The sequence below is a fragment of the Ligilactobacillus acidipiscis DSM 15836 genome (assembly GCF_001435755.1).
GTDB classification, from domain to species: Bacteria; Bacillota; Bacilli; order Lactobacillales; family Lactobacillaceae; genus Ligilactobacillus; species Ligilactobacillus acidipiscis.
In genome coordinates, this window is record NZ_AZFI01000431.1 from 1 (window position 1) to 249 (window position 249).

The 249-nt window shown below is 37.8% G+C and carries 1 protein-coding gene; it reads left to right on the top strand.

Annotated elements, in window-relative coordinates; translation table 11 throughout:
- Nucleotides 1-249: transposase family protein (locus FC65_RS12990; protein WP_162257080.1), on the top strand; the 249-nt coding region annotated here is incomplete at both ends.

Sequence of the window (249 nt, forward strand, 5' to 3'; positions counted from 1 at the left end):
TGGGAATTAAAGATTCAAGACTGCAGTTTGACCCGAAATATAAAAATAAGGTCACGACTGATGACTTTTACAATCATAGAAAAGCACGTTTCATTCATTTACTGCAATCCTACCCTTGTTTTTGCCCCGTTTGCGGCAAAAAGATGAAACGGAATGGCTTTAAAACTGTTGAAATGGTTGGCTTACCTTCAGGTGGTCTCACTAATATCTTTTCGATTCGCAAACAAAAATATCTTTGCCCTAGTTCAG